The 23499-nt window shown below is 72.0% G+C and carries 20 protein-coding genes; 12 read left to right on the forward strand and 8 right to left on the reverse strand.

Annotation, left to right across the window (positions count from 1 at the left end):
* Entirely contained in the window at positions 1-1320 is a 1320-nt protein-coding gene (locus tag AC1DQF_RS01885; RefSeq protein ID WP_477523512.1) for a DUF2252 domain-containing protein, read from the reverse strand.
* Between the two features lie 190 nt (positions 1321-1510).
* Here AC1DQF_RS01885 and AC1DQF_RS01890 point away from each other — a divergent pair, with 190 nt between their 5' ends.
* Together AC1DQF_RS01890 and AC1DQF_RS01895 are read left to right on the forward strand one after the other, a co-directional pair.
* The gene (locus tag AC1DQF_RS01890; RefSeq protein WP_477523513.1) at positions 1511-2869 is read left to right on the forward strand and encodes an HNH endonuclease signature motif containing protein; all 1359 of its coding nucleotides are present in this window, start codon (positions 1511-1513) and stop codon (positions 2867-2869) included.
* Between the two features lie 61 nt (positions 2870-2930).
* The gene (locus tag AC1DQF_RS01895) at positions 2931-4589 is read left to right on the forward strand and encodes a phospho-sugar mutase (RefSeq protein WP_477523514.1); all 1659 of its coding nucleotides are present in this window, start codon (positions 2931-2933) and stop codon (positions 4587-4589) included.
* Positions 4590-4597: 8 nt separating this feature from the next.
* Here the strand turns inward: AC1DQF_RS01895 and AC1DQF_RS01900 are convergent, their stop codons facing one another.
* Positions 4598-5206, reverse strand: coding sequence for a hypothetical protein (locus AC1DQF_RS01900; protein WP_477523515.1), 609 nt, complete (start codon positions 5204-5206; stop codon positions 4598-4600).
* Positions 5207-5271: 65 nt separating this feature from the next.
* Here AC1DQF_RS01900 and deoC point away from each other — a divergent pair, with 65 nt between their 5' ends.
* The 3 genes from deoC to AC1DQF_RS01915 are packed head-to-tail and all read left to right on the forward strand — an operon-like array spanning position 5272 to position 8599.
* Positions 5272-6252 carry a deoxyribose-phosphate aldolase gene (gene deoC, locus AC1DQF_RS01905; RefSeq protein ID WP_477523516.1) on the forward strand — a complete coding sequence of 327 codons (981 nt, stop codon included), beginning with the start codon at positions 5272-5274 and terminating at the stop codon, positions 6250-6252.
* Between the two features lie 17 nt (positions 6253-6269).
* Positions 6270-7736 (forward strand): aldehyde dehydrogenase family protein, encoded by a 1467-nt coding sequence (locus AC1DQF_RS01910; RefSeq protein ID WP_477523517.1) that lies wholly within the window; start codon positions 6270-6272, stop codon positions 7734-7736.
* Positions 7736-8599: an aldehyde dehydrogenase family protein gene (locus AC1DQF_RS01915; protein ID WP_477523518.1), complete on the forward strand. Its 864-nt coding sequence runs from the start codon at positions 7736-7738 to the stop codon at positions 8597-8599. The genes AC1DQF_RS01910 and AC1DQF_RS01915 overlap by 1 nt, the downstream gene beginning before the upstream one ends.
* Positions 8600-8711: 112 nt before the next feature.
* Here the strand turns inward: AC1DQF_RS01915 and AC1DQF_RS01920 are convergent, their stop codons facing one another.
* Positions 8712-10385 (reverse strand): substrate-binding domain-containing protein, encoded by a 1674-nt coding sequence (locus AC1DQF_RS01920; RefSeq protein ID WP_477523519.1) that lies wholly within the window; start codon positions 10383-10385, stop codon positions 8712-8714.
* Between the two features lie 135 nt (positions 10386-10520).
* Here AC1DQF_RS01920 and AC1DQF_RS01925 point away from each other — a divergent pair, with 135 nt between their 5' ends.
* Together AC1DQF_RS01925 and AC1DQF_RS01930 are read left to right on the forward strand one after the other, a co-directional pair.
* Positions 10521-11132 (forward strand): ATP-binding protein, encoded by a 612-nt coding sequence (locus AC1DQF_RS01925; protein WP_477523520.1) that lies wholly within the window; start codon positions 10521-10523, stop codon positions 11130-11132.
* Positions 11129-11710 carry a hypothetical protein gene (locus tag AC1DQF_RS01930; protein WP_477523521.1) on the forward strand — a complete coding sequence of 194 codons (582 nt, stop codon included), beginning with the start codon at positions 11129-11131 and terminating at the stop codon, positions 11708-11710. Before AC1DQF_RS01925 ends, AC1DQF_RS01930 begins: the two co-directional genes overlap by 4 nt.
* On the opposite strand, the gene AC1DQF_RS01935 is transcribed toward AC1DQF_RS01930, so the two are convergent.
* Positions 11676-12752 carry an adenosine deaminase gene (locus tag AC1DQF_RS01935; RefSeq protein WP_477523522.1) on the reverse strand — a complete coding sequence of 359 codons (1077 nt, stop codon included), beginning with the start codon at positions 12750-12752 and terminating at the stop codon, positions 11676-11678. The genes AC1DQF_RS01930 and AC1DQF_RS01935 overlap by 35 nt on opposite strands.
* A 33-nt stretch (positions 12753-12785) precedes the next feature.
* On the opposite strand from AC1DQF_RS01935, the gene AC1DQF_RS01940 reads away from it, so the two are divergent.
* A complete protein-coding gene (locus tag AC1DQF_RS01940) occupies positions 12786-13238 on the forward strand; it encodes a MaoC family dehydratase (RefSeq protein WP_477523523.1) in 453 nt (150 codons plus the stop codon).
* A 7-nt stretch (positions 13239-13245) separates the two neighbouring features.
* Here AC1DQF_RS01940 and AC1DQF_RS01945 read toward each other — a convergent pair whose 3' ends face one another.
* From AC1DQF_RS01945 to AC1DQF_RS01955, 3 genes are all read right to left on the reverse strand, one after another.
* Positions 13246-14859 (reverse strand): VWA domain-containing protein, encoded by a 1614-nt coding sequence (locus AC1DQF_RS01945; protein ID WP_477523524.1) that lies wholly within the window; start codon positions 14857-14859, stop codon positions 13246-13248.
* Between the two features lie 108 nt (positions 14860-14967).
* A complete protein-coding gene (locus AC1DQF_RS01950; RefSeq protein ID WP_477523525.1) occupies positions 14968-16248 on the reverse strand; it encodes a thymidine phosphorylase in 1281 nt (426 codons plus the stop codon).
* Positions 16245-16634 carry a cytidine deaminase gene (locus AC1DQF_RS01955; RefSeq protein ID WP_477523526.1) on the reverse strand — a complete coding sequence of 130 codons (390 nt, stop codon included), beginning with the start codon at positions 16632-16634 and terminating at the stop codon, positions 16245-16247. Before AC1DQF_RS01955 ends, AC1DQF_RS01950 begins: the two co-directional genes overlap by 4 nt.
* Positions 16635-16794: 160 nt before the next feature.
* On the opposite strand from AC1DQF_RS01955, the gene AC1DQF_RS01960 reads away from it, so the two are divergent.
* From AC1DQF_RS01960 to AC1DQF_RS01975, 4 genes are all read left to right on the forward strand, one after another.
* On the forward strand, positions 16795-17895 hold the full coding sequence (locus AC1DQF_RS01960) for a BMP family lipoprotein (RefSeq protein WP_477523527.1): 1101 nt from the start codon (positions 16795-16797) through the stop codon (positions 17893-17895).
* 152 nt (positions 17896-18047) lie between these two features.
* The gene (locus tag AC1DQF_RS01965; protein ID WP_477523528.1) at positions 18048-19562 is read left to right on the forward strand and encodes an ABC transporter ATP-binding protein; all 1515 of its coding nucleotides are present in this window, start codon (positions 18048-18050) and stop codon (positions 19560-19562) included.
* Positions 19559-20839 (forward strand): ABC transporter permease, encoded by a 1281-nt coding sequence (locus AC1DQF_RS01970; protein WP_477523529.1) that lies wholly within the window; start codon positions 19559-19561, stop codon positions 20837-20839. The genes AC1DQF_RS01965 and AC1DQF_RS01970 overlap by 4 nt, the downstream gene beginning before the upstream one ends.
* Entirely contained in the window at positions 20836-22131 is a 1296-nt protein-coding gene (locus tag AC1DQF_RS01975) for an ABC transporter permease (protein WP_477523530.1), read from the forward strand. The genes AC1DQF_RS01970 and AC1DQF_RS01975 overlap by 4 nt, the downstream gene beginning before the upstream one ends.
* 18 nt (positions 22132-22149) lie before the next feature.
* On the opposite strand, the gene AC1DQF_RS01980 is transcribed toward AC1DQF_RS01975, so the two are convergent.
* The gene (locus AC1DQF_RS01980; protein WP_477523531.1) at positions 22150-23343 is read right to left on the reverse strand and encodes an amidohydrolase; all 1194 of its coding nucleotides are present in this window, start codon (positions 23341-23343) and stop codon (positions 22150-22152) included.
* Between the last annotated feature and the right edge of the window lie 156 nt (positions 23344-23499).

Below are 23499 nucleotides of genomic sequence, written 5' to 3' on the forward strand. Positions count from 1 at the left end.
TCAGGTCGAGGCCATCCCCATCCGTCCCTCGCGGAAGGCGTCGACGAACAGCGAGTGGTCCTCGCGGACCCGCATCGCGTAGTCGATGCCCCACTGGCACAGCCAGTCGCCGAACTCGCGGCGTCGACCCTTCAGCGAGGCGACGATGGCCTCCTCGACCTGGATGTTGACCAGGTCCTGGTCGCTGTCCTCGTCGGAGGCGCAGTGGATCTTGGCCGTCGCCCGGCCGAGCAGGTCCACGACCGCGCGCATGTCCTCGGGCTCGTTGATGTCGGACCAGTCGAGGTCGACCTCGTACGGCGACACCTCGCTCACGACGTACCCCGTGCCGTTGATGTCGGTGTAGCCGAGCAGCGGGTCGGTGTGCACCTGGAGCGCCCGCTGGCTCACCACGGTGCGGTGCCCCTCGTGCTGGAAGTAGGCGTCGACCTCGGCGGTGTCGACGAAGCGGGACACCGCGGGGACGTTGGCCTGCTTCATCGACAGCACCACGTCGTTGTCCAGCGCCTGGCTGTAGCCCTCCACGAGGATGTTGTACGCCGGGAGCCCAGCGCTCCCGATGCCGAAGCCGGACTTGCCGACGACGTCGCGCAGCTCGTAGAACAGCGCCCGGTCGAAGCGCTTCGACGACGGGATCGTCTCCAGGTAGCTCTTGAACGCCCCCACCACCTGGGTGCGCTCGTCGCGCCCGAGCCGACGGGCGGTGCCGTCCTCGATGAACCGGCGCGCCCCCTTGGCCAGCACGGTCACGTCGTCGAGCAGGTCGGCCCGGCGCAGGGCGCGGGCGCGCTCGAGGGCCACGAGCACCGGGCCGTCGGCGTTCTCGAGGTTGAGCGCGAAGTCGTCGTCCTCCTCCGTCCCGGAGTAGTGGTCCACCTGCGCGAGGTAGGAGCGCAGGTAGCGGCCGATGAGCTTGCGGACCGCGTCCTCGGGCAGCGCCTTCTGCCAGCCGACCAGCGCCAGGCTGGCGGCGAACCGCTGGAGGTCCCAGACGAAGCGCCCGAGGTAGGCCTCGTCGAAGTCGTTGATGTCGAAGATCAGCCGGCCGTCGGAGTTGAGGTAGGTGCCGAAGTTCTCCACGTGCAGGTCCCCGTGGATCCAGATCCGCTCGGCCCCGTGCCGGGACCAGTCGTCGGGCTCCTGCGTGACGTCGCTGTAGTAGAGGCACGCGGAGCCGCGGTAGAACGCGTGCGGGTCGAGGGCCATCTTGCGGTACTTGGCCCGGAAGGCGACGGGGTCGGCGCGCATCAGGGGCGCGAACGCCTCCCGGACGACCTCGATGATCGTGTCGGTGCGTGCTGACGTGCTCGACGGTGACATGCGCGCAATCTAGCCCTCGGACGTCCCTGGCATCCCGGCCGATGGCAGTGCGCCCCGGAGCATCCGTGCGTACCCGGACCGCTCTTCGGTGGCGACTGCCGCCATGGTGCTCGACGAGAAGTAGTCCGACTTCTCCCCAGGCCTGTTCAACCCCTTCCCACGGTCAGCGCACACGGGTAGAATCGAACACATGTTCGACGTCACTCGGGTTCACGAAACCAACGGCCCCGCCACGGGTCGCCAGGGGGTGCTGGGCGCGTCGGACGTCGAGGCATGGGCCGTTGCCTTGTCCTCCCGACTGGAGGCGGCAAGCGGCCTGGACGACGCCCAGCGCGTCGACGCGCTCCGCGCGCTCGAGCGACTCGGGTGCGTCGTCACGGCCGCTCAGGCCCACCTCTCCCGAGAGCTCGACGAGTCGCAGCGGGCCGCGCAGTCCGACGCCGGCGTCCCGGCAGCCAGGCAGGGAGCAGGCGTGGCCGACCAGGTGGCGCGGGCTCGGCGGGAGTCGCCGCACCGCGGTCGTCAGCACCTCAGCCTGGCCAGGGTCGTCGCCCGCGAGCTCCCCCATACGTGGTCGGCCTGGCGAGCGGGCCGCATCACCGAGTGGAAGGCGACGATCGTCGCCCGCGAGACCGCCTGCCTCTCGCTCGCCGACCGGACAGTCGTGGACGAGGTCGTCGCCGGCGACCCCGCGACCCTCGAGGCGATGGGGGACCGGGAGCTGGCAGGAGCCTGTCTCCGGGAGGTCGCACGACTCGACGCCGCCGCCCTCGTCGCCCGGCGCCGGAGGGCGGAGTCCGAGCGGCGCGTCACCCTGCGACCGGCACCGGACACCATGACCTACCTGACCGCGCTCCTGCCGGTGAAGGACGGCGTTGCCGTCTTCGCCTCACTGACCCGGGCCGCCGACGCCGCCCGCGCGGCCGGCGACGAGCGGTCGCGCGCGCAGGTCATGGCCGACACGCTGGTCGAGGGCGTACGAGGGAGCACCGGCGGCCCAGCCGGATCGTCGGGGGTGTCCCTCGGTCTGGTCATGAGCGACGCGGCCCTCTTCGGTGGCGCCGACGAGCCTGCCCACCTCGACGGCTTCGGGCCGATCCCGGCCGAGCTGGCAAGGGAGATCGTGGTGAGCGCGTGCGACCACGACGAGAAGGTCTGGCTCCGTCGGCTCTACGCGAGCCCCGCGACCGGTGAGCTGGTTTCCATGGACGCAACGGGGCGGACCTTCCGCGGCAGCCTCGCCCGCTTCGTCCGGTTGCGTGACCGGGTCTGCCGGACCCCCTGGTGCGACGCGCCCATCCGGCACGTCGACCACCCGCGCCGCCACGCCGACGACGGACCGACCGCCGCGGACAACGCCCAGGGCCTGTGCGAGGCCTGCAACTACGCCAAGGACGCGCCGGGCTGGCGGGCGAGACCCGGGCCGGACGGGGGCGTCGAGACCAGCACCCCGACGGGCCACAGCATCGCCACCCGACCACCGCCGGTGGCGCGCATCCGCGACCGGCATCTCCCTCCGTTGACGATCGACTACGTCCTCGCGGGCTGACGAAACCGTCGAATCCCGAGTGGGGAGCACTCACCCAATCCCCCGCCGATACCGTGCCTCCATGAGCTCCGCCACCGAGGACCGCAGCACCATGATCGACCGCGCCCGCGCCTGGGCCGCCGAGGACCCCGACCCGGTCACCCGTGCCGAGCTGGAGGGCGTCGTCGCCGACGTAGAGGCGGGCGGCGACCCGGCCGACCTGGCCGACCGCTTCGCCGGCACCCTGGAGTTCGGGACGGCGGGCCTGCGCGGTGCGCTCGGCGCCGGTCCGAACCGGATGAACCGCGTGGTCGTCATCCGCGCGGCGGCCGGCCTCGCGGCGTACCTCAAGGACACCGGGGCCGGCGGCGGCACCGTCGTCATCGGGTACGACGCCCGCCACAACAGCGACGTCTTCGCCCGGGACACCGCCGAGGTCATGACCGGCGCCGGCTTCAAGGCGATGACCCTGCCCCGGCCGTTGCCCACCCCGCTGCTGGCCTACGCGATCCGCGAGCTCGGCTGCGTTGCGGGCGTGATGGTCACCGCCAGCCACAACCCGCCGCAGGACAACGGCTACAAGGTCTACCTCGGCGACGGCAGCCAGATCGTGCCGCCCGCCGACACCGGCATCGCCGAGCGGATCGCCACCGTCGGCGCGCTGGCCGACGTGCCCCGGGGAGGCCCGGGCACGGTCGTCGACGAGCAGATCGTCGACCGCTACCTCGACACCGTGGCCGAGCTCGCCGGCGACGGTCCGCGCGACCTGGTCACCGTCTACACGCCCCTGCACGGCGTCGGCGGTACGGCGGTCGCGCAGGCCCTGGAGACGGCCGGCTTCGCCGCGCCGCACGTCGTCGAGGAGCAGGAGCACCCCGACCCGGACTTCCCCACCGTCGTCTTCCCCAACCCGGAGGAGCCGGGCGCGATGGACCTCGCGATGGCCCTCGCCGCCGCCAAGGGCGCCGACATCGTGGTGGCCAACGACCCCGACGCCGACCGCTGCGCCGTCGCGGTCCCCGGCCCGCACGGCTGGCGGATGCTGCGCGGCGACGAGGTGGGGGCGCTGCTCGGCCACCACCTCCTGAGCCGCGGCAAGCACGGCACCTACGCCAACTCCATCGTCTCCTCGTCCCTGCTGGCCAAGATGGCCGCGGCCGCCGGCCAGCCCCACGAGGAGACGCTCACCGGCTTCAAGTGGATCGGCCGCGTCGAGGGCCTCGCGTTCGGCTACGAGGAGGCGCTGGGCTACTGCGTCGATCCCGAGCACGTGAAGGACAAGGACGGCATCTCCGCGCTCGTGCTCGTCTGCGAGCTGGCGGCCGCGGCCAAGGCCGAGGGCCGAGGACTCACCGACCTGCTCGACGACATCGCCGTCGAGCACGGGCTGCACGCCACCGACCAGCTCTCGGTGCGCTTCGACGACCTCGCCGCCATCGGGGCCACCATGGAGCGGCTGCGCAGCACCCCGCCGACCGCCCTGGGCGGCCTCGCCGTGCAGCGCGTCGACGACCTCTCGCTGGGCAGCGACGCGCTCCCGCCGACCGACGGGCTGCGCTACTCCCTCGCCGACGGCGCCCGGGTGATCGTCCGCCCGAGCGGCACCGAGCCCAAGGTGAAGTGCTACCTCGAGGTGGTCGTGCCGGTCGAGGCCGACGGCGGCGTCGACGCCGCCCGGATCGTCGCGGCCGGCCGCCTGGACGCCATCTCAGCCGACGTCAAGACCGCCGCGGGCCTCTGAGGGGTCCCTCACACCACCAACGCGGCCACGAACACCACGAACGCGACGAGGGCCAGCCCGATGGGCAGCAGGGCCGGCTCCCGGCGTACCCCCGCCGCCAGGGCGACCTGCTCGTCGGAGAGCGCGCGCACGCCCGCCCTCGTGCGCGCCTGCTCCATGAGGAGGTGGAGCCGCTCCTCGACGAAGTCGGCGTACGACAGGCCACCGGGCGAGGCGTCCTCGGCGGGCTCGCTCTGCGCGGCGGCCCTCCCCGGCCTGCGGGTGCGCACGGCCTTGCGCCACGGTCGCCCGACCACCGTGGAGACGTAGCGCTTGTCCCCCGCCCGCAGCGCGAGCACCTGACGCACCGCGAGCTGCTCGATGGCCGCGAGGGGGACGTGGACCGTCTCCAGCATGTTGCGCATGACCAGCTGCTCCCCGGCCACCCACAGGGCGGGACGCAGCATGGAGGCCCACGCGAGCACCGCCGCCAGCAGCGCACCGGCCACCACCGCGACCGACACCGACCCCGGGTCGGCCACGCCGACCACGACCACGACGCCGGCCAGCAGGAGCACCAGGATGGCCGTGACCCGCCCGCTCGTCTGGTGGAACTGCTCCACCGGCTGCTGCTGCATCCACACTCCTTCGGGGGGTCCACGCGGTTTGTCCACGAGGCCTCCTCCAACCCTATGCTGGGTCGGTGACGACCACTTCTGCCTCAACGGCGAGTGCAGGGGTCTTCGACGACATCACCTCGTCCGAGTCCTCCCTGCGCCGCTTCCTCCACGGCCTCCCCGGGGTCGACCAGGTCGGCGCGGAGGCCCGCGCCGCGAGCCTGGGCACCCGGTCGATCAAGACGACCTCCAAGGAGTTCGCGATCGACCTCGCGATCCGCATGGTCGACCTGACGACGCTCGAGGGCCAGGACACCCCCGGCAAGGTCCGCGCGCTGGCCTCCAAGGCCATGCGCCCCGACCCCGCCGACCCGTCCTGCCCCGCCGCGGCCGCCGTGTGCGTCTACCCCGACATGGTCGCGACCGCCAAGCAGACGCTGGGCGACTCCGGCGTGCACGTCGCCGCAGTCGCCACCGCCTTCCCGAGCGGTCGCGCTGCCCTCGACATCAAGCTGGCCGACACCCGCGACGCCGTCGAGGCCGGTGCCGACGAGATCGACATGGTCATCGACCGTGGCGCCTTCCTCGCCGGTCGCTACCAGCAGGTGTACGACGAGATCGTCGCCGTGCGCGAGGCCTGCGCCCGCCCCGACGGTCAGGACGCCCACCTCAAGGTCATCTTCGAGACCGGCGAGCTCCAGACCTACGACAACGTCCGCCGGGCCTCCTGGCTGGCGATGATGGCCGGCGGCCACTTCATCAAGACCTCCACCGGCAAGGTGCAGCCCGCGGCCACGCTGCCGGTCACGATGATCATGCTCGAGGCCGTCCGCGACTTCCGCGAGACGACCGGTGCGATGGTCGGCGTCAAGCCCGCCGGCGGCATCCGCGCGTCCAAGGACGCCATCAAGTACCTCGTCATGGTCAACGAGGTCGCCGGTCCCGACTGGCTCGACCCCGACTGGTTCCGCTTCGGAGCCTCCACGCTGCTCAACGACCTGCTGATGCAGCGCACCAAGATGCAGACCGGCCGCTACTCCGGTCCCGACTACTTCACCCTGGACTGAGGCGAATCATGGTCAAGGTGCCCGACACCGCCACCCCGTTCTTCGAGTACGCCCCGGCCCCCGAGTCGCGCGCGATCGTCGACATCAAGCCGTCGTACGGCCTGTTCGTCGACGGCGAGTTCGTCGACGGGCACGGCAAGAGCTTCAAGACGATCAGCCCCGCGACCGAGGAGGTCCTGGCCGAGGTCGCCGAGGCCGACGAGGCCGACGTCGACCTGGCGGTCAAGGCCGCCCGGCGGGCCTACACCCGCGTGTGGTCGCGGATGCCCGGCAGCGAGCGCGCGAAGTACCTGTTCCGCATCGCCCGGATCATCCAGGAGCGCGGCCGCGAGCTCGCCGTCCTCGAGTCGATCGACAACGGCAAGCCGATCAAGGAGTCCCGCGACGTCGACATCCCGACCGTCGCCGCGTTCTTCTTCTACTACGCCGGCTGGGCCGACAAGCTCGAGCACGCTGGCCTCGGGACCAACCCGCAGGCCCACGGCGTCGCCGGCCAGGTCATCCCCTGGAACTTCCCGCTCCTGATGCTGGCCTGGAAGATCGCCCCGGCGCTGGCCGCGGGCAACACGGTGGTCCTCAAGCCCGCCGAGACGACCCCGCTGACCGCGTTGCTCTTCGCGGAGATCTGCCAGCAGGCCGACCTGCCGCCCGGCGTGGTCAACATCGTCACCGGCGCCGGCGCGACCGGCCAGGCAGTCGTGTCGCACCCCGACGTCGACAAGGTGGCCTTCACCGGCTCGACCGAGGTCGGCAAGGCCATCGCCCGCGCCGTCGCCGGCACGCGCAAGAAGGTCACCCTGGAGCTCGGCGGCAAGGCCGCCAACATCGTCTTCGACGACGCCCCCATCGACCAGGCCGTCGAGGGCATCGTCAACGGCATCTTCTTCAACCAGGGCCACGTCTGCTGCGCGGGCTCGCGCCTGCTGGTGCAGGAGAACGTCGCCGACGAGGTCATGGAGCGCCTCAAGCGCCGGATGTCCACGCTGCGCGTCGGCGACCCGCTCGACAAGAACACCGACGTCGGTGCCATCAACTCCGCCGAGCAGCTGGCCCGGATCCGCGAGCTCTCCGACATCGGCGAGCAGGAGGTCTCCGGGGCCGGTGAGCGCTGGTCGCCGGCGTGCGAGCTGCCTAAGCAGGGCTTCTGGTTCCCGCCGACCGTCTTCACCGGCGTCACCCAGGCCCACCGGATCGCCCGCGAGGAGATCTTCGGCCCGGTGCTCTCGGTGCTGACCTTCCGCACCCCCGCCGAGGCGGTCGAGAAGGCCAACAACACGCCGTACGGCCTCTCCGCCGGCGTCTGGACCGACAAGGGGTCGCGCATCCTGTGGATGGCCAACCACCTGCGGGCCGGGGTCGTGTGGGCCAACACGTTCAACAAGTTCGACCCGTCGTCGCCCTTCGGCGGCTACAAGGAGTCGGGCTACGGCCGCGAGGGCGGCCTGCCCGGCCTGGCCGCCTACCTGAAGGGAGCGGACGCCTGATGGCGCGCATCGACGTGAAGAAGACCTACAAGCTCTACATCGGCGGCGCGTTCCCGCGCTCGGAGTCCGGACGCACCTACCTCGTCAACGACGCCAAGGGCGGGCTGCTGGCCAACGCCTCGCAGGCCTCCCGCAAGGACGCCCGTGACGCCGTCGTCGCCGCCCGCAAGGCCTTCGCCGGCTGGTCGGGCCGCACGGCCTACAACCGCGGCCAGGTCGTCTACCGCATCGCCGAGGTGCTCGAGGGCCGACGCGACCAGTTCGTCGCCGAGCTGCGGGCCACCGAGGGGGTGTCGGCCGCCAAGGCCAACGCCGCCGTCGACGCCGCGATCGACCGTCTCGTCTGGTACGCCGGGTGGGCCGACAAGATCACCCAGGTCGTCGGCACCGCCAACCCGGTGGCCGGGCCGTACTTCAACATCTCCTCCCCCGAGCCGTCCGGCGTGGTGGCCGTTGTCGCCCCGCGCGGTCCACTGCTCGCGCTCGTCAGCGTCGTCGCGCCGATCATCACGACCGGCAACACGTGCGTCGTGATCGCCAGCGAGCCGCACCCGCTCACCGCCATCACCCTGGGCGAGGTCATGGCCACCTCCGACCTGCCCGGCGGCGTGGTCAACGTGCTCACCGGCTCGGCCGCGGAGATCGCCCCGTGGCTGGCCTCGCACATGGACGTCAACGGCCTGGACCTCTCCGGCGTCGAGGACCCCGACCTGGCGACCTCGCTCGAGGTGGCCGCGGCCGACAACCTCAAGCGCGTACGCCGCGCCCCGCTGGCCGAGGTCGACTGGCTGGCCACCCCCGGCACCGACCGGATGACCGACTGGCTGGAGACCAAGACGGTCTGGCACCCGATCGGCATCTGAGCCACCAGGTCGCCCCTCGGGGCCCGACCGCAGCAGACAGCACACCGGCCCGGCGCGAAGATCGCGCCGGGCCGGTGTCGTCGTACCTGGTGTCGTCGTACGGGGGTGCAGGTCAGTCGCGGGTCAGCAGCGAGGTGGCCAGCACGTTGAGGATGTCCTGCGGCTGCTCGGCGAGGAAGGCACCACCACTGGTCACCTCGGCCATCTTGCCCAGCGCATCCATGTCGGCGTCCTGGCTGATGCCGACCGCGACGATGCTGACCGGGTTGGCCGGGTCGTACATCGCCTTGAGCTCCTTGACCAGCGAGGTCAGGCTGATCGAGCTCGGGTCGTCGTTGGCACCGTCGGTGAGGATGACGAACGTGTTGTAGTAGTTCTCGTTGTAGTCGCGCACCGCCTGGCTGTAGCCGGCGAGGACGGTGTCGTAGAGGCCGGTGCCGCCCTTGATGAGCGTCGGCAGCACCGCGGCCTGCTGGCGCAGCAGCTTGAGGTGCTTGCCGCCCCCCTCGGCGGGCGCGTCGAGGCGTCGCAGCGGCGCCAGCTCGACCCAGTCCTTGCCGGGGCCGTCCTGGTCGGTCGAGAAGGCCCACATGCCGATCCGCGCGTGGCCCGGGAAGGCGTCGAGGGCCGTCAGCGCGGCGTTGACCGCGAAGTCCATCCGGGTCTGGCCGTCGGCGGCCACCTGGTTCATCGACTCCGAGGCGTCGATGACGGCCAGCAGGCTCGAGGGCACGGTCAGCACCTGGAAGTTGCGCAGCACCGCGTCGGCCTCCGACACGGACGCCTCGTCGAGGATCTCCGTGGCGGGCGCCTCGACCTCGTCGGGCAGGGCCGCGCCGTCGGGGCCACGCAGGTAGGTGTCGGTCAGCTCCGCGAGCATCGCGTCGGTGGTGAAGAACTCGGCGATCTTGTCGCCGGCGGCACGGACCGGGTCCAGCGAGCCGGTGCCGAGGGTCATGCCGGTCTGCGCGCGAGCCGCGACGAGCGGGTAGCTGAGCATCGGGGAGCCGGTCGCCGGGGCGCTCCAGCGCAGCGCCTCGTTGCCGCGGCGAGCGATGACGAAGTCCCGCTCCGTGATGGGGATGAGGTAGGACTCGCCCGCCTTGATCACGTCGGCGTTGGTGGCGACCTCGATGCCCGAGGTGACGTTCTCGCCGAAGGTCTGGGCCATCGGGACGACGTCGCTCTGCACCTCGCCGAGGCCGGTGCCCTCGGAGAGCGAGGCGGTGAGGGCGTAGGCCGACGCGCCGTCGGCCGCCGGGTCGCTCATGACGAGGCGGTCGGAGGCGAGCGTCTCCAGCCAGCTGGCCGGCGCGGCGCCGTCGCGGGCGCTGGCCAGGCCGACCGGGCTGGTGGCCAGGGCCGGGGCCTCGACGCGGCCCGTGTAGCCGACGCGCTGCAGCACCGTGCGCCACACCGGGGAGTTGGGGACCCACAGGTCGGGAAGAGCCGCGGCGCGGTCCTTCTCGTCCAGCTCGTCGAGGCCGTCCTGCACCTCGTCGACGGTGGCGTCGGTGACCTCGAGGTTGATGCAGTTGGCCTGGGCCGCGAGGGCCTCGGCCGCCTCCTTCATCATCTCCTCGAGCACCGGGGCGACGGTGACGGTGATCGGATCGGCCTCGCACGTGGCGGCGCCGGCGCCGGCGACCGGCACCTGCTCGCCGGAGACGACCTGCCAGCCCAGCCAGGCGATCCCGGCCACCATGGCGGTGATCACCACGATCACCAGGTTGCGCACACCAGCGCCCGCGCGCGACGACGCACCGGGATGACTCTTCGTTCCCATCGGGAAACCTTTCGGGGGGGCTTGACCTACGACGGCGCTGACGATAGGTCCAGAACGCCCCGCGCCGCGGGGGAATGGCGGAGTCTGTGACGGCGGCGACACCGTCCGGCACCCGACACGGCAGAATGGTCGCCCGTGCCCGACTCCCACGTGCCCGCCCGGGTCGTCGTCCTCGCCGGCCCCAGCGGAGCAGGAAAGTCCCGTCTCGCCGAGCGGCTGGGGCTCCCGGTCCTGCGCCTCGACGACTTCTACAAGGACGGCGACGACCCCACGCTCCCCCGGATCACCGAGGGGGCGAACGCCGGCATCGTCGACTGGGACCACCCGGACTCCTGGCACCTCGAGGACGCCGTGACCGCGTTGACGGCACTGTGCCGCGACGGTCACGCCCCGGTGCCGGTCTACGAGATCGCGCAGAACGGCCGCTCCGGGTCCCGGCTCCTCGAGCTCGGCGACGCCCGGGTCTTCGTCGCCGAGGGGATCTTCGCCCCCGAGGTGGTGTCGGCCTGCACGTCGTCCGGTCTGCTCGCGGCGGCGTACTGCGTGCGCCAGCACCCCGTCGTGACGTTCTGGCGTCGCCTCACCCGTGACCTGCGCGAGCACCGCAAGCCTCCCCTCGTGCTCGTCCGCCGCGGGCTGGCGCTGCTGCGCGACCAGCGACGCGTCGTCGCCCACGCCGTCGAGCTCGGCTGCGAGCCGGTCACCCCCGACGAGGCCTACGACCGGTTGGTCACACTGGTCCCGTGACCTCCTTCTGGCCGGTGCTGCTCGCCCAGCCGGACCGCCGTACGTGCGGCCCGTCGGTGCTCGTCGCGCTGCGGATGACCGAGTCGCCCGGCTACCGCGAGCGGGTCCTGCGCGGCGGGCCGGAGGCGGCCCGCGCGCGCTTCGCCGCGGAGGTCTGGGCGGCGCACCGCAGCACCAACCGCGCGCTCGACTGGCGCGGCCGGCTCCAGGTGCCCTGGGCCCGTGCCCTCGGGACCGCGCCGTGGGCGCTGGCCCGCCAGGTCGGCGGCCGGGCGGTGTACGTCGTGCTGGTGCGCCGACGGGCGGCGACCTACGCCGCGCTCGTGACCTCGCTCGCCACCGGACCGACCCCGGTCTACGTCGGCGACCGGTGGACACCGAGGCACGTGGTCCTCGCCGTCGGCGTGTCCGACGGCGTCGTGACCTGCTACGAGCCCGCCTCCGGCCGGCGGACCCGCTTCAGCCGCGACGCGTGGCTGGAGGGACGCCTCGAGGGCTGTGCCGGCTGGCGGGTGCCGTGGGCCGTCGTCCGGCGCGCCCCCCTCAGCCGCCGGCCAGGGCGGCGTACCCCGGCTTGATCACGCGTTCGATGAGGTCGAGCCGCTCGTCGAAGGGCAGGAACGCCGACTTCATGGCGTTGACGGTGAACCACCGCAGGTCGTCGAGGCCGTAGCCGAACGCCTCGACGAGCGAGTGCATCTCGTCGGTCATCGACGTCCCGCTCATCAGCCGGTTGTCGGTGTTGACGGTGACCCGGAAGCGCAGCCGGGTCAGCAGGCCGATCGGGTGCTCGGCGATGGAGGTGGCGGCGCCGGTCTGCACGTTGGACGCCGGGCACATCTCCAGCGGGATCCGGGTGTCGCGCACGTACGCCGCGAGGCGACCCAGCTCGACGGAGCCGTCGTCGTGGACGGTGATGTCGTCGATGATGCGCACGCCGTGACCGAGCCGGTCCGCGCCGCACCACTGGATGGCCTCCCAGATGGACGGCAGTCCGAAGGCCTCCCCGGCGTGGATGGTGAAGTGCGAGCTCTCCCGTTGGAGGTATTCGAACGCGTCGAGGTGGCGGGTGGGCGGGAAGCCGGCCTCGGCGCCGGCGATGTCGAAGCCGGCCACGCCCCGGTCGCGCCACGCGACGGCGAGCTCGGCGATCTCCATCGACCGCGCCTGGTGACGCATCGCGGTGAGCAGCTGGCGTACGACGATCCGCCCGCCCGCGGCCGCCACCGCCTGGTCGAAGCCCTCCTGGACCGCTCCCACGACCTCGTCGAGGGTCAGGCCACCCTCCACGTGCTGCTCGGGGGCGTAGCGCACCTCGGCGTAGACGACGCCGTCGGCGAGGAGGTCCTCGACGCACTCGCGGGCCACCCGGGTGATCGCGGGCCCGGTCTGCATCACGGCGACGGTGTGGTCGAAGGTCTCCAGGTAGCGCACCAGGGAACCGGAGTCGGCGGACTCGGTGAACCAGCGTCCCAAGGACGCGGCGTCGCTCGCCGGGAGCTCGTGGCCGCAGTCGGCTGCGAGGTCGATGATCGTCTGGGGGCGGAGGCCACCGTCGAGGTGGTCGTGGAGCAGGACCTTGGGGGCGCGGCGTACCTCGTCGCGAGTGGGAGTCGTCACGGCGCACATCCTCGCAGGCCTAACCTTGGGCCTATGCGCACCTTCACCAGCCTCGACGAGGTCGCCGCGGCGACCGGCACGGATCTCGGCACCTCCGACTGGGTCGAGATCGACCAGGCCCGCATCGACGGGTTCGCCGAGGCCACCGGCGACCACCAGTGGATCCACGTCGATCCCGAGCGGGCCGCGACCGGACCCTTCGGCGCCACGATCGCCCACGGCTACCTCACCCTGTCGCTCGTGCCGTTCCTCGGCAGCCAGGTCTTCTCCCTGGAGACCCCCGGGGCCAAGCTCAACTACGGCGTCAACAAGGTGCGCTTCCCCTCGCCGGTGCGCGTGGGCTCGCGGGTGCGCGCGCACGTCGCGATGGGCGACGTCACCGACCTGCCGACGGGCAAGCAGATGCTGCTGCGCTACACGATCGAGATCGAGGGCGGCGACAAGCCGGCCTGCGTCGCGGAGACCGTCGTCCTGCTGCTCCCCTGAGCGGGGCTCAGCGGGACAGCACGGCGCGGGCGAACACCTCCAGGATGTCCTCCGGCTCCGCGGCGAGGTAGGCGTCGCCGTCCGTGGCGTCGGCCATCCGCTGCAGGGCACCGAGGTCCGCGTCGTCGCTGATCGCGATCCCCACGATGCGGACCGGACGCTCGGGGTCGCGCAGCTCCCGCAGCCTGCGGACGAGCTCGGCGAGGGCGATCGAGCCCGGGTCCTCGTTCTCACCGTCGGTCATCAGCACGACGGCGTTGGAGTAGCCGGGGCGGTAGTCGCGCAGCGCCTGCCGGTAGGCGGCCAGGGCGGTGTCGTAGAGACCGGTCCCGCCGCCGGTGAGCCCGGACAGCCCCTCGGCCTGCGCCCGCAGGGCGGCGCGCTGGGTGCGCCCGCGCTCGAGCCGGTCCAGGCGGCGTACTGGCTCGAGCACCCGCCAGTCCCGGCCCGGCCCGCCCTTGTCGATGGAGAAGATCCACAACCCGACCCGGGCGTGGTCGGGCAGGAACGACAGGCCGATCCCGGCCGCATCGGCGAGGACCTGCATGCGGGTCCCGCCCGCGGTGGCGAAGTCCATCGAGCCCGACGCGTCCACGACGGCGAGGATCGAGGAGGGGACGCTCAGCGTGCGCCACGACTGCACCGTCTCGGCCACCGTGCGGGGCCGCGGCGCCGGGAGGTAGGAGGCGACCTGCGCCCCCAGGCCCGCCCCGGCTGGGGCGCCCGGCTCCCGGAGGCCGGCCTCGCGCAGGGCGGCCACCCCCACGTCGCTGGTGAAGTAGCGCGCCAGCCCGCGGGCCACGACCCGCGAGCCGGGAGGCGCGTCGCTCCGCACGGCGAGGGGGAAGTCCAGGACGGGCGCGCCGACCGCGGGAGTGAGGTCGCGCAGGTACGTCGCATCGGTGGCTGCCGCGACCAGCTGCTGCTCGGTGGCCACGACCAGCCGGCGGGAGGTCGCCTCGACGGAGGCCGGAGCGACGTCGGCATCGAGACCGCGCGAGTGCCGCTCGCCGTACGACTGGGCGAACGGGACGACGCGCTGGCGGGCCAGCGCCGGGTCGAGTCCCAGCGTCACCGCCTCGGTCTGCGGGGCGACGACGGCCAGCGAGCCCACGGAGGAGCCGGACGGGTCCGGGACACTGACGAGGCCGGACGCCTCCGCCTCGCCCCACGAGGGGAAGCGCCGACCCTCCTGACCGCCCACGAGCAGGACCGGTGTGCGCGCCAGGCTCGGCGACACCAGCCTCAGGCCCGAGTCCCGGCCCAGGTAGGTCGGGGACATCCAGAAGTGCGCGTCACTGATCCAGACGTCGGGCAGCGGCTGTCCCGTCGAGACGCCGAGCGCGACCTGGCTGCCCTCCCGCAGGGTCGGCTCCACGCGGGTGCACACGGGAGCGACGGTCTCCGCGGCCCTGGACACGACCCCGAACATCGCCGGGGCGACCGCGACCTCCACGGTGCGGTAGCGGCCGCACTCGCTGCCGGAGACCGCCGCCTCGTCCGTCCGGGACCACAGCACCAGGGCCGTGGCCCCCACCAGGAGCTGTGCGAGCACGAGCAGCAGGACCAGTCCGAGCGGGCCGGCGAGGCGACCCCGCACGCGTTTCAGCTGAGTGTCCATGCGCCCGGACCACCTCCCACGAGATGTGTGGAGGCTAGTCACGCCGGGTGCCCCGAAGGTAAAGAAACGGTCAGGCATCCACAGAGTTGGGGATGCGCCGGTCCTCGCTCAGCCGATGCGGTCGAGCACCAGGTCCCTCGGGGTGTACGACGGGTCGTCGGAGACGTCGTACCCGCCCTCGAGCGAGGCCAGGGCACGGTCGAAGCGCTCGGGCTCGTCGGTCAGCAGGGTGAGCAGCGGCTGGCCCTCGGTGACGCGGTCGCCGGGACGCGCGTGCCAGACCACCCCGGCCCCGGCCTGCACCGGGTCCTCCTTGCGGGCGCGGCCCGCGCCGAGGCGCCACGCGGCCAGTCCGACGGCCATCGCGTCGAGCCGGGTCAGGGTGCCGGTCGCCGGCGCGTTGACGACGTGGGACTCGCGGGCGGTGGGCAGGGACGCGTCCGGGTCGCCGCCCTGGGCGCGGATCATCGCCTTCCACGCGTCCATGGCCGTGCCGTCGGCCAGCTTGTCGGCCGGGTCGACGTCGGTGACGCCCGCGCCGGCGAGCATCTCGCGGGCCRGGGCGAGGGTCAGCTCGACGACGTCGGCGGGACCCCCGCCGGCCAGCACCTCCACCGACTCGGCCACCTCGACGGCGTTGCCGGCGGTGAGGCCCAGGGGGGTGCTCATGTCGGTGAGCAGGGCGACGGTGTGGACGCCGGCCGCCTTGCCGAGGCCGACCATGGTCTCGGCGAGCTCGCGCGCCCGGTCGAGGTCCTTCATGAAGGCACCGGTGCCGACCTTGACGTCGAGCACGAGCGCGCCGGTGCCCTCGGCGATCTTCTTGGACATGATCGAGCTGGCGATGAGCGGGATCGCCTCGACCGTGCCGGTCACGTCGCGCAGCGCGTAGAGCTTCTTGTCGGCCGGCGCCAGGCCGTCGCCGGCGGCGCAGATGACCGCGCCGACCTCCTCGAGCTGGGTCAGCATCTCGTCGTTCGACAGCGCCGCGCGCCAGCCGGGGATCGACTCGAGCTTGTCGAGCGTGCCGCCGGTGTGGCCCAGACCGCGCCCGGACAGCTGCGGCACGGCGACGCCGCACGCGGCGACGAGCGGGGCCAGGGGCAGCGTGATCTTGTCGCCCACCCCGCCGGTCGAGTGCTTGTCCGCGGTGGGGCGCGAGAGCGAGGAGAAGTCCATCCGCTCCCCCGACGCGATCATCGCGTCGGTCCAGCGGGAGATCTCGCGCAGGTCCATGCCGTTGAGCAGGATCGCCATGGCCAGCGCCGACATCTGCTCGTCGGCGACGTCGCCCCGGGTGTAGGCATCGATGACCCAGTCGATCTGGCTGTCGGTGAGGGCCTGGCGGTCGCGCTTGGCGCTGATGACCTCGATGGCGTCGTGCGTCACGTGATGTTCTCCAAGTCGTCGGGGCCGAAGGCCATGGGCAGCACCTCGGCCATGGTGCGGACGCCCTCGGGCGTCTCGATGAGGAGCGCGGCACCGCCGTGCTCCCAGAGCAGCTGGCGGCACCGTCCGCACGGCATGATGACCGCACCGTCGGCGTTGACGCACACGAAGTGCGTCAGCCGCCCCCCGCCGGTGGCGTGCAGGGCGGACACGAGACCACACTCGGCGCACAGCGTCACGCCGTACGCCGCGTTCTCGACGTTGCAGCCCACGACCAGCCGGCCGTCGTCGACGAGCGCGGCGGCGCCGACCGGGTAGTGGGAGTAGGGCGCGTAGGCGTGTCCCATGGCGGTGACCGCCTCGGCGCGCAGCTGTGTCCAGTTCACCGGGGCAACTATGTCGTATGACAGTTCGGGGCCTTCAGGCGGCGAAGAGGTCACAGACGGATACCGATTGGCGCTTTGTCACCCACGGGGGCCCGGGCACAGGCATCATTCTCCCGATATGCGCCCCCACCCTGGGGGCGATTCGAGTATGGAGGCATCTGTGAGGAACACGAGGAAGGTCGTCACGAGCGGCCTCGTGGCGCTGCTGGCGACCGCGACCCTGGCGGCATGTGGCGACGCGCCCGAGGAGGACAGCAGCAGCAGCGGGAGCGAGACGACTGCGAGCGACTTCCAGCCCTGCATCGTCTCCGACGCCGGTGGCTTCGACGACAAGTCCTTCAACCAGCTGGGCTTCGAGGGCGCCACCCAGGCCGCCGACGAGCTGGGCGTCGAGCTCAAGTCCGTCGAGTCCAACAGCGAGAACGACTACGCCCCCAACCTGGAGAGCCTCGTCGGCGAGGGTTGCGACACCATCGTCACGGTCGGCTTCGCGCTGTCCGCGGCCACGGTCGACTCGGCCAAGGCCAACCCGGACATCAACTACGTCCTCATCGACGACGCGGCCGACAACGACTTCGACGGCCAGAAGGACGCGGAGAACGTCAAGCCGCTCCTCTACAACACCGCCCAGGCGGCGTTCCTCGCCGGCTACGCGGCCGCCGACTACACCAAGACCGGCACCGTCGGCACCTACGGCGGCCAGCCGTTCCCGACCGTCACGATCTTCATGGACGGCTTCAAGCAGGGCGCCGAGTACTACGCCCAGGAGAAGGGCAAGGACGTCAAGGTCATCGGTTTCGAGGGCGGCGAGAAGGGCTCCTTCACCGGCGGCTTCGAGGCCAACGAGGCGGCCACCAGCACCGCGCGCCGCATCCTGGACCAGGGCGCGGACGTGATCCTGCCCGTGGGTGGCCCGATCTACCAGGGCGCGCTCACCGCGATCCAGGACTCGGGTGAGGACGTCGCGCTGATCGGCACCGACGCCGACGTGTTCGAGACCGACCCGAACACGCAGGACGTCATCATGACGTCGATCCTCAAGGACATGAAGGTCTCGACGTACGAGGCGATCATGTCGGCCGGCAAGGACGAGTTCGACCCCGAGACCTACATCGGCACCCTCGAGAACGGTGGCGTCGGCCTGGCGCCGTTCCACAACTTCGAGGACAAGGTCTCCGACTCGCTCACCGGCGAGCTCGACGACGTCAAGGCGGGCATCATCGACGGCTCCATCGAGGTGAAGTCCTACCTCGACCAGTGAGGTAGCACGCTCCCTCAGGGGCGAGCGTGTCGGCTACGCCGCCACACTGCCGCCCGAGTTCCAGCACGGGGAGGTCGACCGCGAGGTCGGCCTCCCCGTGGCACGTCCCCTTGACGGAACCGACAGGTCCCGCGTGAATAGGATGCGGTCCCATGAAGCTTGTCCTTCGCAACATCACCAAGCGCTTCGGCTCGTTGGTCGCCAACGACCGGATCTCGCTCGAGGTGTCCCCCGGTGAGGTCCACTGCCTCCTGGGCGAGAACGGCGCCGGCAAGTCCACGCTGATGAACGTCCTCTACGGCCTCTACCAGGCCGACGAGGGCGAGATCGTGCTGGACGACGAGGTGCAGAGGTTCACCGGTCCCGGTGACGCCATGGCCGCCGGCATCGGCATGGTGCACCAGCACTTCATGCTCATCCCCGTCTTCACCGTCGCCGAGAACGTCATGCTCGGCAACGAGTCCACCGGCTTCGCCGGGACCCTGGACCTCGACGCGTCCCGCGCGCGCGTCCGCGAGATCTCCGAGCGGTTCGGCTTCCACGTGGACCCCGACGCCCTCGTCGAGGAGCTCCCGGTCGGCGTGCAGCAGCGGGTCGAGATCATCAAGGCCCTCTCGCGCGACGCGCAGGTGCTGGTCTTCGACGAGCCGACCGCGGTCCTGACGCCCCAGGAGACCGACGAGCTGATGGAGATCATGCGCCAGCTCAAGAAGGCCGGCAAGGCGATCGTCTTCATCACCCACAAGCTCCGCGAGGTCCGCGAGGTCGCCGACAAGATCACCGTGATCCGCCTCGGCAAGGTCGTGGGCGAGGCCCAGCCGTCCGCCAGCAACGCCGAGCTCGCCTCCCTCATGGTCGGTCGCCCGGTCGAGCTCGTCGTCCACAAGGACGAGCCCCAGCTGGGCGACGACGCGCTCGTCGTGACCGACCTCCGCGTCCGCGACGCGCTCGGCCACGTCCACCTCGACGGCATCAGCTTCACGATCAGGGCCGGCGAGGTGCTGTGCGTCGCAGGCGTGCAGGGCAACGGCCAGACCGAGCTCACCGAGGCCCTCCTGGGCCTCCAGGACCACGTCGAGGGCTCCATCACCCTCAACGGCGAGCAGCTGGTCGGCCGGTCGGTGCGAGAGGTCCTCGACTCGGGCGTCGGGTTCATCCCCGAGGACCGCCAGGAGGACGGGCTGGTCGGGAACTTCTCCATCGCCGAGAACCTCATGCTCAACCGCAGCTTCCGCTCCCCCTTCGTGCGCCGCGGCTCGCTGCGGATGGACGCGCTCGAGGAGTTCGCGAAGGAGAAGCTGGAGGAGTACGACGTCCGCGCCCCCGACATCCACACCGAGGCCGGCAAGCTCTCCGGCGGCAACCAGCAGAAGGTGGTCGTGGCGCGCGAGCTCTCGCGCGACCTGCGCCTCCTGGTCGCCGCCCAGCCGACGCGCGGCGTCGACGTCGGCTCCATCGAGTTCATCCACAAGCAGGTCATCGCCACCCGCGACCGCGGGGTCCCGGTCCTGGTCGTGTCCACCGAGCTCGACGAGGTCGTCGCGCTCGCCGACCGGATCATGGTGGTCTACCGCGGGCAGGTGGTCGGCATCGTGCCCGGCGACACCCCCCGCGAGACCCTCGGACTGATGATGACCGGCGAGCGACCGAAGGACGTGGTCGCATGAGCGGCACCGACGAGAACCCCCAGCCCGAGACCCCGACCGAGGCAGAGAAGCTCGGCGGCCCCGAGCCGGTGGCCACGAGCACCCCGGACACCCCGGAGACGGAGCCCGAGGCTCCCAGCCGCACGCACACGATGCTCCGGGAGATCGCCTCCGGCAACGCCCTGGCCGGTGTGCTCGCCGTGGTGCTGGCCGTCGCGGTCGGATCACTGATGATCGCGCTCACCGACGAGCGGGTGCGCGACACCGCGACGTACGTCTTCGCGCGCCCGGGCGACTTCTTCTCCGCCACCTGGGACGCGATCTGGGGTGCCTACACGGCCCTGTTCCGCGGAGCGGTCTACAACGACCGGGTCGACGACTTCGCGACCCAGATCCGTCCGCTCACCGAGACCCTCAAGTTCGCCGCGCCGCTCATCGCGGCCGGCCTCGGGGTCGGGCTGGCCTTCCGGGCCGGGATGTTCAACATCGGTGGGCGCGGCCAGATGCTGCTGGCCGGTGCCGCCGCCGGGTGGGTCGCGTTCACGTTCGACCTCCCGATCATCATCCACCTGCCGCTGGCGATCATCGCCGGCATGGTGGCCGGCGCCCTGTGGGCCGGCATCGCGGGCGTGCTCAAGGCCCGCACCGGCGCCCACGAGGTGATCGTGACGATCATGCTCAACTACGTCGGCTTCTACCTGGTCTTCTTCATGCTCTCCCGCCAGGGCCTGCTGCAGGCACCGGGATCGGGCAACCCGAAGTCGGCGCCGGCCAAGGAGTCCGCGATCCTGCCGCCGATCCTCGGCGACCGGTTCAACCTCCACCTCGGCATCGTCCTGGCCCTGGTCTCCGTGGCGTTCGTCTGGTGGCTCCTCAACCGGGCCACCCTCGGCTACCGGATCCGGGCCGTCGGTGAGAACCCCAGCGCCGCCCGTGCCGCTGGCATCGACGTCGGTCGCACCTACGTCGTGGTCATGCTGATCGCCGGTGCTCTCGTGGGCCTGGCCGGTGTCAACCAGGTGCTGGGCACCGTGACCAGCGGTGTGACGGTCGACCTCGACGCCGGCATCGGCTTCGACGCCATCACCGTGGCACTGCTCGGCCGGTCCCGGCCGCTGGGCATCCTGGCCGCCGGACTGCTCTTCGGCGCCTTCAAGGCCGGTGGCTTCGCCATGCAGGCCTCCCAGGGCATCCCGGTCGACATCGTCCTGGTCGTCCAGTCCCTGATCGTCCTGTTCATCGCGGCACCACCCCTGGTCCGCGCGATCTTCCGGCTTCCCGCCCAGGAGGCGAAGTGAGCACCACCCACGGACTGTCCCCCGCTGCCGCACCCACCTCCGCCCCGGTGATCGACACCGTGCCGGTGGTGAGCCGCAAGGCCCCGATCATCTTCGGCGTCCTCACGCTGGGCATGGTGCTGATCCTGCTCTTCGAGGGTCAGACCGGAGACACGACCTTCCGCCTGAGCGCCAGCACCGACTTCGCCACCCTGCCCGAGCTCACCGTGCCCGCCATGGCCGGCGCCTGGACCATGACCGTGGTGTGCGCGCTGCTGGCCGCCGAGTCCGCACGCCGCTACCTCGCGCGCCGCAGCACGCCCATGTGGGTCGTGGTGGCCTTCGCCGTCGCCTGGATGGCGGGCTTCCTGACCTGGGCCGCGGCCGGTCAGACCGTGCCGCTGGTCGGCCTGCTGGCCGGATCCATCGCGCTGGCCGTGCCCCTCGTCTTCGGCGCCCTGGGCGGCGTCCTCGGCGAGCGCGCCGGTGTCGTCAACATCGCCATCGACGGCCAGCTGCTCTTCGGTGCGTTCGCCGCCGCCCTGGTCGGGTCGCTGACCGGGTCCCCGTGGGTCGGCCTGCTCGCGGCCATGGTCGCCGGCGCCCTGGTGGCCCTGGTGCTCGGCCTGTTCGCGATCACCTACTTCGTCGACCAGGTCATCGTCGGCGTGGTGCTCAACGTGCTGGTGATCGGCCTCACCAGCTTCTTGTTCAGCCAGGTGCTGGCCCCCAACGCCGCCACTCTCAACACCCCGCCGCGCTTCCCGCGCATCCCGATCCCGGTGCTGGGCGACATCCCGCTCATCGGGCCGATCTTCTTCCGCCAGACGGCCGTCGTCTACCTGCTCTACATCGCGGTCGCCCTGGTCACGTTCGCGCTCTACCGCACCCGCTGGGGCCTGCGCGTGCGCGCCGTCGGCGAGCACCCCCTGGCCGCGGACACCGTGGGCATCAAGGTCAACCGCACCCGCTACCGCACCATCCTGCTGGCCGGTGCGATCGCCGGCATGGGTGGCGCGTTCTACACCCTGGTGTCGGTCCCGCAGTTCAACCGGGAGATGACCGGCGGGGCCGGCTACATCGCCCTCGCCGCGGTCATCTTCGGCAAGTGGGACCCGATCCGGGCGACCCTGGCCGCGCTGCTCTTCGGCTTCGCGTCCAACCTCCAGGGCGTGCTGGCGGTCATCGGCTCGCCGGTGCCCAGCCAGTTCATGCTGATGCTCCCGTACGTCATCACCATCTTCGCCGTGGCCGGGCTCGTGGGCCGCTCCCGGCCCCCGGCCGCGGACGGCGTGCCCTACCGCAAGGAATAGGCCGCGCCGGGTCGGTCCTCAGCCGCGCAGGGCGGTGACGGCCGACTCGGCGAGCACGCGCGCGCCGATCATGGTGGCGCGCTCGTCGACGCGCAGGTTGCCCTGGTGGAGGTCGTACGTCGGGCCGCCCGGCGTACGCGTGCCCAGGCGGGCCATGGCGCCGGGCACCTTGTCGAGGTACCACCCGAAGTCCTCGCCGCCCAGGCTCTGCTGGGTCGAGACGTGGCCGTGCGGGCCCAGGACGCGCTCGACGGACTCGCCCAGGATGCGGGTGCTCGAGGCCCCGTTGACCACCGGCGGCACGCCGCGCTGGTAGGTGACCTCGGCGGTCACGCCGTACGGCGACACGATCTGGGTGACGAGCTGGCGCACGAGGTGCTCGGCGTCGGCCCACGCGACGGCGTCCAGCATCCGCACGGTGCCGGCGACGAGGCCGGCGTGCGGGATGACGTTGGGCGCCGAGCCGGCACGGACCATCCCCCAGACCACGCTCACCCCGGCCCGCGGGTCGAGGCGACGGCTCAGGATCGCCGGGAGCTCGGTGATGAGCTTGCCGATGGCGAAGGTCAGGTCCTCGGTGAGGTGCGGGCGGCTGGTGTGGCCACCCTTGCCGGCGAGCCGGACGCTGAGCGAGTCGGCGGCACCGGTGATCGGGCCCTCGCGCATGCCGACCCGGCCCACGTCGAGGCTGGGGTCGCAGTGCAGGCCGAAGACGTGCTGGACGCCCTCGAGGGCGCCGGCGCGGATCAGGTGCAGCGCGCCGCCCGGCATGACCTCCTCGGCGGGCTGGAACATGAGCCGGACCCGGCCGGGGAGGAGCCCGTGCTCGTGCAGGGCCGACAGGGCGAGGCCGGCGCCGACGAGGCCGCTGACGTGCACGTCGTGGCCGCAGGCGTGTGCGACGCCCGGCACCGTGCTGCTCCACGGGTCGTTGGTGAGGTCGTCGATCGGCAGCGCGTCGACGTCGGCGCGCAGCGCCACCAGGCCACCGCCGTCGCCGATGTCGGCGAGCAGTCCCCCGCCCTGGAGCCGGGTCAGGGACCACCCGGTGCCGTCGAGGTGCTCGACGATGCGGTCGATGGTCCGGGACTCGGTCCAGCTGAGCTCGGGGTGGGCGTGCAGGTCGCGACGCAGGTCGATCAGCTCGTCGGAGTACTTCTCGACGACCTCGTCGACCAGCGACGCGGCGTCGGTCTGGGAATGGTGAGGCATGAGGCTCCCCATCCTAGGTGAGGTGCGTCCTCGCCCGGCTCGATCGGCAGCATGCGGGACGTCGCGTGCCCCGCGCAGGCGGCACGGCGGGGCGGCCGCACGCGTCCCCGGGGAGCGGTGAGCCAGCCACATTTCGCGGCCGGGAACGGTGGCTGG

It is taken from the genome of Nocardioides sp. P4_G4, assembly GCF_056401085.1.